Below are 9,138 nucleotides of genomic sequence, written 5' to 3'. Positions count from 1 at the left end.
TTGTTTATGCAACCCGAGCAGTGATAAGAGCCACGCCTGCAACTACAAGCAGGATACCGGCACCTGTGGTCCAGTGAAAGGGTTCACGGAAAATCAAAACGGAAAAAAGTGCGACCGTTACTACCGCCCCGGAAGTCAGTACCGGGTGGGCAACATTCAAGGGCAACCTGGCCAGTGCAGCGGCATAGAGCAGGAAAGCCCCACCGTATAGACCTAAGCCGAGCCAGAAGGGCCAGTTGCTCAAGGCTGCCAACGGATCTGCAAGGGAGGGGAACCTTCTCGGTGGCATCATGGCCATCTTGACCAGTACGCTGGCAGAAGCGTTTGCGGCGATGCCAAGCACCAAGATCAACCATTTCATCTGGCCACCCCATGTTGGGTCCGGTAGCACTCTACGGCACAAACCAGTGCCCGTTCAATGGACTGTAGGTGCGGTCCATCCTTGGTGGCGACCATCTCTATCGAAACCAGATGTTCTGGAAGGTATTGACTCAGGGCCCTGTGCATTAACTGATGATCAGTCCCGCCATCACCCAAGGGCAGCAGATCCGGTTCACTCGCATGAACGTGCCCGATAAATTTAGAACTGCACTCCAGCACAGCTTCGGGAGATTCTCTATTGATCGTTAAGGCACCAGTATCAAACTGCATCCGGATAGCCTCGTGACCAACCGCTGCGACAACATGGGCTGTCTCAGCGCTGGTGGTCATGAAATTCGCACCATATCGGGTTGGGTTGGGCTCCAAGCACATGATGACACCATGTTCTTGAGCAACATTACCCAGACGTCGAAAAAAGCTAACCGCCTGCTCAAGGGCTTGTGCGTCACTCAATCCGGAGCGGTCACGATTCTTTGGAGAGCCAAATACCAATCGCGTTGCGCCAAGACCCGCACCGATGCGGCACACCGCTCGCAGATGCTCCAGCATCGCCTGTTGGCTCTTAGTATCACCAAATACATTGAGTCCTGTCGTGCCAAACAACAAAGATTGCATGCCCGTGATCTCAATGCCGTGATCTGCCCACCACTGCCTAACCTTCGCAATATCCTCATATCTGGCACTCACAGGATCAGGAAAGTACTTGCCAGGCGCTACATCAACAGCATCAACGCCGAACTTGCCAAGCAGCTTTGCGACAGAAGTATCCTCTGATATGTCCCAGGCAATATTTGAAATGGCGAGCCTCACGATACTGCCCCGCTTTCACTCTTTAAGGTCATGGGTTCGGACTGGGCATAGGCTCTAATCGCCTGAATGGTTTCACGGGTGCTGTACTGATACTGACCAAGCGAGCCAAAAATTTGCGCGTGCCGTGTTTGCATGTCGTAACGAGCGGGCGGGTTTTCCAGTGTCTGAATAAATGGTCTACCAAAGCCCTGCAGCGAGACATCTGCAACGCTGATCGGTTCAGCAGTCAGATGCACCAGTGATAGACCCGCGTTCAACGCCATTTGGATGTCATACCAAAGGTTGATCATGGGATAAAATTGGAAAATGCCTCGGCTCTCAATCGCGTGAAGATTGTTGTTATTAAGAAAATCAAAAATCACGTTCTTGCGTAAGCCAGGCCCCACCAAGCCAGGCAGACGAACAATCAGATGACTCTGGAAATGCTGCTCGACAAATTTCTCAAGTAGTCGGCGATGGAGTCCGTAAGCATGCAAACCTGACTCATCAACCGGCGTAGATTCATCAACGCCGATTGGCTCCTTGAATACATCGACAGTGCTGATCAATATGAATTTTTTGCACTTGATAGTTCGAAGGTGGTTGATCAGGGATTCAATCTTTTTTCGATCATCTGCCGGATCACGATTGGCAAGCCACTTCTGCGCTGGCGCACCTGCACACACCACTACATCGAATTCACGATTTTCAATTTCGTGAATATTGGTTGAGCGGAACAGCGCAGAAAAATCTGCCTGCTTAAGAAGCGTGCTTCCGACAAAACCAGAGAATCCAATCAGCGCGTTTTCCATCAGCACTCCTGTAAGCTCTTGAACTCTTCTGTTTCGAGTTTTTCAAGAACATCGTAAATATTGTCTATCTTCCCACCCAACACCGAATAGCAGCCAGGCAGTTCCGCATGTTTTTCGAAGAGGATCGGGCGACCATCATCCCCTTCGTTCTTGACCAAAACGGTTTTGACCTCGAATAAAGAGTCGACATAATTCGCTTCAAGTACGGAAGGTAGATATCGGCCTACATCCCTGACCATGCGATCGACACGAGTAGCACGATCGTATTCATCGAGCTTCCTGTACGGGTCAATGCCCTGCTCATCCTGCCAGTTAAAGTGTGGGGTGTAACGAACGTGCGACAGCGTGTGCAGGTCACGAGCAGGGAACGGCATCATTGAGAAAAATGGACCGTCCATGACTGTGACCCCAATTTCCTTGAGCACGCCTGGCGCCTGCATAAGCGCCATTTCAGTAACCTCCTGCTTGAGATCCATTTTGGTGCCAGGAAAGTCGCCTGAAAACTGATTCAGTCCACTGTAGGTGCAGTTGAAGACGTACCGACAATTTATTGACGAGGCATCTCCAGACTTCGACTGGATGGCTACACTCAAGCTTTTGTCGGCTGGCGAACGGGAAATCGCTAAAGCACGAGTTGAGTAATGGATCTCGACACCTGCATCCTGAAGCTCTTTGACTGCCCATTCGGCAAGTCGCGTTGAGTCGAAGGCATATTCCTCAACGAGAAATACATCTTCAATCAGTCGAGGCTCAAAAAGCCGCTTTAAACCGGCTTCAGCGGGCTTGATGTTCGCGCCGATCTCATGGCAAAAACGCTCAAATTGCTTGGCCGTTACTTTAGAGTTACGTCTTGCAATAGCGTAAAGCTTTACAAAATCCTGCTTAACGGCGTGCGGCCAATCTCGCACAAAGCGAGGCAAATTGACTCGGCTACGAAATGCCGTCGTAAAGCTTCTAGGATAGTGGTATCCATTGTGTACACGCGCCTGGTTGTTATACGAGGCACGGACCAGCAGTTTCGACTCGCGCTCCAGGAGGATCACTCGGCGCAACCCACGGGTCTTGGCAAGGTAGATCGCGATGGCAGAGCCGTAGAAGCCCCCGCCAATGATGACCGCGTCTGCAGTGCAAGATTGCACGGTCATGCAACAACCTGATCTGAATTGGGCAAGTCACGCTTTGCTGACGACGAGACATCCTCAATGTTTAGCTTCTCCCGGCGGGTCATGCGTGCGCTCGTAAACTCTTGGCCAACGTGATACAGCGGCCCCTCATTACTGAGGCTCGCCATATGCAAAATGTATTCTCCAAGCACTAAAAGCACGAGTGAAATCAGGAAAAACATGCCTGATTGTTGCAATGACATACTCACCCAACCTGGCGCCACGTCTGTTTTTAAAATACCAACGGCTATAACATAAACCGAATAAATTAAGTTGGCCGCAGCCCCAAACAAGGACAACGTTGTCACAAGTCGCATTGGTGCTTGTGTTGTCGAAACGAGGATGCGCATGCCTCGATCAATGCTTTCCCCCAATTTTTTGGTATTCCTTGCAAGTGGTTTGCTGCTGTACTCCATGTTGATACGCGCAAAACCGCCTGTTGCCGGCAAATGCCGGTAAGTAACTGCAGGCTGGGGGTGCTGCAAGATAAAGTTAACTACACGCTTACTTAGCAGCCTGTACTGGGGCGCCTCTTTGGCCAGATGTATTCCATTGAACGATTTGTACAGGAAATTGAAGGCAGCATAGGCCGCACCGTATGCGAGACTTTGGCGTGGTTTCTGCTGGTTATTTGCAAAAACCACATCTGCCCCCATAACTGCTTTATCGAGCATTTCTGGCAAGAAGCCGATGTCGTCGAGCTGAGGATCAATGACAGCGACGAAATCACCAAGCGCATTCTCGAGCCCCACCCATGAAGCTGTGTCACCATCAACTTCCTTGGTAAGAGCATAAACTTGTAAGTTTGGATAGCCCGATTGACCGGTTAGATTTTTGAGTACGTTGATGCTTTCATCATCAGACGCGTTGTCAACAATAATCAACTCGTAATCGGTGACGAGTGATGACAATTTTTCAGAGGCACTGTGAATAATGCCCTCTAGCTGATGGCCTTGATTGCGTACAACATACACAATCGACAGAAATACCGGGAAAAACGCCATTCTTATGGTCCCCACAACACGCATCTTTGCGATGTGTTTGCATTTATCTACAAAATCTTGTCATTTTAAACCCTGGGGGGGGGGACGTCACCCTGTTCGAGCTTCCCCCACGAATCTTCCTCAATTTTCATGCCAGCAAGAGGTGCAGAGGCGTAAGCAACCCCTTCTGCCTGCCGGCGACGGACAAGGCCTGGAAGCTTTTTCCCTGCCGCCCACACCCACTTCAGCAACTCAGCGGGGAGGCTTTCGTGCTCGCCCCGATTCACCTTCCTCCTCAGTGTCGAGCGCTGTAGCGCCCCGGCACCGAGGTTGAAGGTGAAAGAAACCAGCGCGTCGAACTGCCCATCCGTCAGTGGCACCGAGATCAGCCGCAGCACGGCTCGCTCGGCGATCCTCACGTCCTTACGCAGAAGCTCAGTGGCCTCTGCTTGCGTGACGCCCGCTGCGAATTGATCATGTTCATGTGCCAGCACCACATGGCCGTAGCCGATGGTCGGGTAGCCGGCCGGGCAGGTGTAGATGGTATGACTGAAGCCCTCAAACCTTTTGATTAGGTTGAGGCCTTCCTCGGTGACTTGACGCATCAGCCACCCCGGCGCATCTTGCTGATCTGACGGCTGCCGAACCAGAAGGACATCACGGCAGCAAATAGCGCCTGGGTTTCATCATCCCACGTGGCCTGCAGAGCTGCTGCAAGCGTAACGCCGTCGGTTTGCAGCAAAGTGGCCAAGGCCGAGACCTTCACCACCGCAAAGACCAGAAAGAAGGCATAGGTGATGACCGGACGCACCGACGCCTGTAACGCTTCCACCCAAGGCGAGCCCGTAGGATGGTTGGCATAGCTGTAGAGCGCCTGGCTTTCGGCAACATCAGCCGCAATCTGGATTTCTTCCAGGCGCTGGCTGTGGCCCAGCCGCTGCTGCTCCATCTGCCGATCCAGGATCGCCAGTTCGTGTTTGCGGTCCTGGCTGTCGCGAAACAGCTTGAGGAATTCCGGGAAGGTGCTGCTGAGGAAGCCCAGCAGTGATCCGAGCAGGGTCAGCATGATCAGTGCCCCCCAAAGAGCTTCAACTTGATCAGTGCGCCGGCAACCAGGGCCAAGATGAAGCCAGTGGTCACCATCCGCACCAAGGTCTGCCAAGCCGTGTGCTTAGCGGTGTTGAAGGCTTCGAGCAGTCCACGCAATTCACGAATGTCGGCAGCTGCGCTTTCGCCATCCAGACCGACATCGGTCATGGCGCGCTTGGCGCCGCGTTCGGCCGCGTCCTCGATCAGTCGCTCAAATTCGTCCAGCGGCATGGATACCCAGCCGTCTCGAGTGGTCGGTGTGTTCATCACGGTCTCCAGAAACAAGAAACCCCGCACAGGGGCGGGGTCGATGGGGTAAAAGGAATCAGCAGGTCACGGGGCGCTGGGGATGGCCAGGGTCGTTGTGTGTTTGGGGGGCTTGGTGTGCCCGGCTCTGGCCTTGCCTGATTTACCGGCTGAGATTTCCAGGGACATGCTCCAGCTTTGCCCAGCCAGTTGGTGGGTGACCGACTCGATCAGGTAGGTGCCGTCGACTTCTTGCTTGAACCCCTGCAACAGCCGGATGGTTAACCTCACCACGCTGGCGCCGGACATCGTGGCCGCCATCCTGGATGAAACGCTGCCCTCAGATGTGACGCTGTTTGATCTCGCGTCGGGGACACCGCTGCTTTGGGATGAGCAGCGCGCAATCTTGAACACCAAGGAATCTTGACGGCACCTGCCGTGTCATTACGGTTACCGGGCCAAAGCAGCTTTCAAAATTTACTCGTCAGCTGATGGCAACCTGGGCCTTGGACTGGCAACTCTTGCAAGTCGCACTGGACAGCTTGGGCTCAACAGACCCGCCGTCGCCATCCCAGGTTGTTTGGAAGTGCGTGAAGCTCGCACTGCTTTGCCACCATGAACCGTTCCAGTTGGAGCCTTTGTCGAGGATTTTCTGCGACTCGTTGGCACCACATTTCGGGCAAGTGAGCGTATAGGTCGTTTGATCGATGATTCCCATGACCATCTCCTGATGGATTCATAAGTGCTCATCCTACCAATTCCAAAAAACAACCGCTTGATCAATCAACGCGCAAGCCGTTGATTTACATAGGGCAAAGGCGTGTCGCCTGCGGACTTCGGGCAGTTTTGAGCCGGCCAGAAACGAGAGAGGAATGGCCCGGAGAGAGCGCCATGTGGCCAGTGGGAGGGTGGCAGCCGGGCTGTCGAAGTCCGCAAACCTACTCAGCGTTCCGCGCGTGTTCGCGGGGTCTGGCGGGAGCACATAAGAAAAAACCCCAACCGAGAGTGGTTGGGGTTCGAATTTTGGTGGCCAGGGGCAGAATCGAACTGCCGACACGCGGATTTTCAATCCGCTGCTCTACCAACTGAGCTACCTGGCCATACTACTTACTTATTACGTTGGCTCTTGAGCTCACGCAAGGCCAGCATTATAGCAAACTTCGGCGTTTCGTCTAGCTGGGATCGAAAAAATTCGTGTTTTATTCCCGTGGTTTAAAAAAGTTGCGTGCTCGGGTATGCTCCAGGCTTGATTTAAAAAGTAAATTTCATGAGTCACCAACCACTGCCATTGCCAGAATTTGCGATATCCCCATTGGACCACGGTCTGAAAGCCGCGCTGCAAGCCAAGATCGACAATAAAACCAAACCGAGAGGTGCATTGGGCCAGCTTGAAGGCCTGGCGTTGCAGCTTGGCCTGATCCAGCAATCATTGACGCCTGTCCTGCAACGTCCGGCCATGCTGGTGTTCGCGGGCGACCATGGGGTGGTCGAGGAAGGCGTCAGCCCATATCCAAAGGAAGTCACGCGGCAGATGGTGATGAACTTCCTGAATGGCGGCGCGGGGATCAATGTGTTTACGCGCCAGTATGGGATGCGGATCAGGATTGTGGATGCCGGGGTGTGCCATGAGTTCTCGGCGCATCCGGAGCTGATTCGTGCCAAGGTCAGCATGGGAACCAGTAACTTCCTCAAGATGCCCGCTATGTGCCCGTATATGTGCAACCAGGCCCTGGTCAACGGTTACAAGCTCGCACAGGCGGAAGCCGGTGCCGGCACCAATGTGATGGGGTTCGGTGAGATGGGAATCGGCAATACCACTTCCGCTTCGGCCATTGTCGCGGTGCTGTGCAATTTGCCGGTGGAGCAATGCGTCGGCCGCGGCACTGGCCTGGATGACGCCGGCGTGGCGCACAAGGCGGACGTGATCCGCCGGGCGATAGCACGCCATCAGGTGGACAATAAAGATCCTTTGGCGGTGCTGGCGACTTTTGGCGGATTCGAGATCGCCATGATGGTGGGCGCGATGTTGGGCGCTGCAGAACAGCGAGTCGCTCTGTTGGTCGACGGCTTTATCGCGACGGCAGCCTTGCTGGTGGCGAGCCGGATAGCTCCCGCTATATTGGAGTACTGTATTTTCGCGCACTGTTCCGACGAGGCGGGTCATAAACTGGTGCTGGAGCAACTGAAGGCCAAGCCTTTGCTCAACCTTGGCTTGCGCCTTGGAGAGGGGACTGGCGCTGCGCTGGCGTATCCGCTGGTGCAGGCCGCGGTGAATTTCCTCAATGAGATGGCGTCGTTCGACTCTGCCAACATCAGCCGGCAGGGTGCTTCATGAGCCAGCAATGGCGCTTGTTCCTCCTTGCATTGGGCTTTTTCACGCGCCTGCCGGTGCCCGCCATCCAGAATTTTGATTCCGCCGAGCTGAACGATGCGGCACGCTATTTCCCGCTGGTGGGCATTCTCGTCGGGTTGATGGCGGCGCTGGTATTGTATTTGAGCTTGCAAATATTGCCCGCAACGGTGGCTATCGTCCTCAGCATGGCGGCGACGGCATGGTTGACCGGCGCGTTCCATGAGGATGGGTTGGCGGATACCATGGACGGCCTGGGTGGCGGCTGGACGAAAGAACAAGCGCTGGCCATCATGAAGGATTCTCGCATCGGCAGCTATGGCGCGATAGCGCTTTTCCTGGCTTTGCTGCTTAAATTTGCCAGCCTTGACCATATCAGGATTGAATTGGTGCCGTTCGTCCTCTTAGCGGCCCATGCCGCGAGCCGGCTTGCCGCCGTGCTGGTGATGGCTACCCAGGAATACGTGCGGGAGGAGGGCAAAGCCAAGCCTTTGGCGGCCAAGCCGTCGGTCGCGAGCCTATGGATTGCCGCAGTGTCGGGCCTGGCGCCAATGGCATTGCTGCCGGCCAGGCTGTGGCTTGCGTTGCTGCCGGTCGTGCTTGTCTGGCTCTGGTTTAGCTTCAAGCTAAGGCAGCGCCTGGGAGGTTATACGGGCGATTGCCTGGGCGCCATGCAGCAGCTCACTGAGCTGGCGTTTTATCTCGGCGTTTTGATTCTGGCATCCTGATATGTGGAGTATGTAATTGGAAATTTACCTGGTGCGTCATACGACGCCGGATGTTCTGCCCGGCACATGCTACGGGCATAGCGATATTGACGTCACGGAGACGTTTCTTGCCGAGTTCGATGCGTTGTACCCCAAGCTCAAGCACCTCAAGCATCCCGCTATTTACAGCAGCCCCTTGCAACGCTGCATGAAGCTGGCCGAGTCGGTAGCCGCCACATTCAGCCCGCGGGTGGCGGTGCAAGCTGATGCCAGGCTCAAGGAGCTGAACTTCGGTGATTGGGAAATGCAATCCTGGAACGATATCCCGCGCGGGCTGGTGGACGTATGGGCGGAGGACCATGTGCGGCACGTGCCACCGAATGGGGAGTCCTTCCTGCAGCTTTCCCAGCGCGCGCAATCCTTTGTTGCAGATTTGCAGCATCATGAACGGCCGGCCCTGGTGTTCACGCATGCCGGCGTCATCCGGGCGCTGGCCGGCTATGCGCTGGACCTGCCGCTGGTGCATACCTTCAAGCTGCAGATCGACTATGCCAGCGTGAGCAAGATCATCGTGGAAGAACGGTTGACCAGGGTGGCCTACGTCAATCGCTGACGCGT

At 54.7% G+C, this 9,138-nt stretch carries 14 protein-coding genes and 1 tRNA gene; 4 read left to right on the top strand and 11 right to left on the bottom strand.

The window, feature by feature from the left end; translation table 11 throughout:
• Nucleotides 1–4: 4 nt before the first annotated feature.
• The 9 genes from ACKF11_RS14910 to ACKF11_RS14870 form a co-directional block, all read right to left on the bottom strand.
• The gene (locus ACKF11_RS14910) at nucleotides 5–361 is read right to left on the bottom strand and encodes an EamA family transporter (RefSeq protein ID WP_407997712.1); all 357 of its coding nucleotides are present in this window, start codon (nucleotides 359–361) and stop codon (nucleotides 5–7) included.
• On the bottom strand, nucleotides 358–1,191 hold the full coding sequence (locus ACKF11_RS14905; protein WP_407997711.1) for a sugar phosphate isomerase/epimerase family protein: 834 nt from the start codon (nucleotides 1,189–1,191) through the stop codon (nucleotides 358–360). The genes ACKF11_RS14910 and ACKF11_RS14905 overlap by 4 nt, the downstream gene beginning before the upstream one ends.
• Entirely contained in the window at nucleotides 1,188–1,982 is a 795-nt protein-coding gene (locus ACKF11_RS14900; protein ID WP_407997710.1) for an NAD-dependent epimerase/dehydratase family protein, read from the bottom strand. Before ACKF11_RS14900 ends, ACKF11_RS14905 begins: the two co-directional genes overlap by 4 nt.
• On the bottom strand, nucleotides 1,982–3,127 hold the full coding sequence (locus ACKF11_RS14895) for an FAD-dependent oxidoreductase (protein ID WP_407997709.1): 1,146 nt from the start codon (nucleotides 3,125–3,127) through the stop codon (nucleotides 1,982–1,984). The genes ACKF11_RS14900 and ACKF11_RS14895 overlap by 1 nt, the downstream gene beginning before the upstream one ends.
• Nucleotides 3,124–4,149 (bottom strand): glycosyltransferase, encoded by a 1,026-nt coding sequence (locus tag ACKF11_RS14890; RefSeq protein ID WP_407997708.1) that lies wholly within the window; start codon nucleotides 4,147–4,149, stop codon nucleotides 3,124–3,126. The genes ACKF11_RS14895 and ACKF11_RS14890 overlap by 4 nt, the downstream gene beginning before the upstream one ends.
• A gap of 65 nt (nucleotides 4,150–4,214) precedes the next feature.
• The gene (locus ACKF11_RS14885) at nucleotides 4,215–4,733 is read right to left on the bottom strand and encodes a lysozyme (RefSeq protein ID WP_407997707.1); all 519 of its coding nucleotides are present in this window, start codon (nucleotides 4,731–4,733) and stop codon (nucleotides 4,215–4,217) included.
• Nucleotides 4,733–5,194 carry a hypothetical protein gene (locus ACKF11_RS14880; RefSeq protein ID WP_407997706.1) on the bottom strand — a complete coding sequence of 154 codons (462 nt, stop codon included), beginning with the start codon at nucleotides 5,192–5,194 and terminating at the stop codon, nucleotides 4,733–4,735. Before ACKF11_RS14880 ends, ACKF11_RS14885 begins: the two co-directional genes overlap by 1 nt.
• A gap of 2 nt (nucleotides 5,195–5,196) precedes the next feature.
• Entirely contained in the window at nucleotides 5,197–5,484 is a 288-nt protein-coding gene (locus tag ACKF11_RS14875; RefSeq protein ID WP_407997705.1) for a DUF6127 family protein, read from the bottom strand.
• Nucleotides 5,485–5,550: 66 nt separating this feature from the next.
• Nucleotides 5,551–5,754: a hypothetical protein gene (locus ACKF11_RS14870; RefSeq protein WP_407997704.1), complete on the bottom strand. Its 204-nt coding sequence runs from the start codon at nucleotides 5,752–5,754 to the stop codon at nucleotides 5,551–5,553.
• On the opposite strand from ACKF11_RS14870, the gene ACKF11_RS14865 reads away from it, so the two are divergent.
• On the top strand, nucleotides 5,741–5,890 hold the full coding sequence (locus ACKF11_RS14865; protein WP_407997703.1) for a hypothetical protein: 150 nt from the start codon (nucleotides 5,741–5,743) through the stop codon (nucleotides 5,888–5,890). The genes ACKF11_RS14870 and ACKF11_RS14865 overlap by 14 nt on opposite strands.
• A 57-nt stretch (nucleotides 5,891–5,947) precedes the next feature.
• On the opposite strand, the gene ACKF11_RS14860 is transcribed toward ACKF11_RS14865, so the two are convergent.
• Nucleotides 5,948–6,181 carry a hypothetical protein gene (locus tag ACKF11_RS14860; protein WP_407997702.1) on the bottom strand — a complete coding sequence of 78 codons (234 nt, stop codon included), beginning with the start codon at nucleotides 6,179–6,181 and terminating at the stop codon, nucleotides 5,948–5,950.
• Nucleotides 6,182–6,487: 306 nt separating this feature from the next.
• Nucleotides 6,488–6,563, bottom strand: a tRNA-Phe gene (locus tag ACKF11_RS14855).
• 167 nt (nucleotides 6,564–6,730) lie between these two features.
• On the opposite strand from ACKF11_RS14855, the gene cobT reads away from it, so the two are divergent.
• Genes cobT through cobC form a run of 3 tightly spaced genes read left to right on the top strand, consistent with a single transcriptional unit; the run spans nucleotide 6,731 to nucleotide 9,133 of the window.
• A complete protein-coding gene (cobT, locus tag ACKF11_RS14850) occupies nucleotides 6,731–7,798 on the top strand; it encodes a nicotinate-nucleotide--dimethylbenzimidazole phosphoribosyltransferase (RefSeq protein WP_407997701.1) in 1,068 nt (355 codons plus the stop codon).
• Nucleotides 7,795–8,541, top strand: a complete 747-nt coding sequence (locus ACKF11_RS14845) for an adenosylcobinamide-GDP ribazoletransferase (RefSeq protein ID WP_407997700.1) — start codon at nucleotides 7,795–7,797, stop codon at nucleotides 8,539–8,541. The genes cobT and ACKF11_RS14845 overlap by 4 nt, the downstream gene beginning before the upstream one ends.
• Before the next feature lie 16 nt (nucleotides 8,542–8,557).
• Nucleotides 8,558–9,133, top strand: a complete 576-nt coding sequence (gene cobC / locus ACKF11_RS14840; RefSeq protein ID WP_407997699.1) for an alpha-ribazole phosphatase — start codon at nucleotides 8,558–8,560, stop codon at nucleotides 9,131–9,133.
• Nucleotides 9,134–9,138: the final 5 nt, after the last annotated feature.

Source organism: Methylobacillus draconifructus (genome assembly GCF_045984385.1).
Classification (GTDB): Bacteria; Pseudomonadota; Gammaproteobacteria; order Burkholderiales; family Methylophilaceae; genus Methylobacillus; species Methylobacillus flagellatus_A.
The sequence above is the reverse complement of the archived record's forward strand: the minus strand, read 5'-3'. Positions and strand labels throughout refer to the sequence as shown.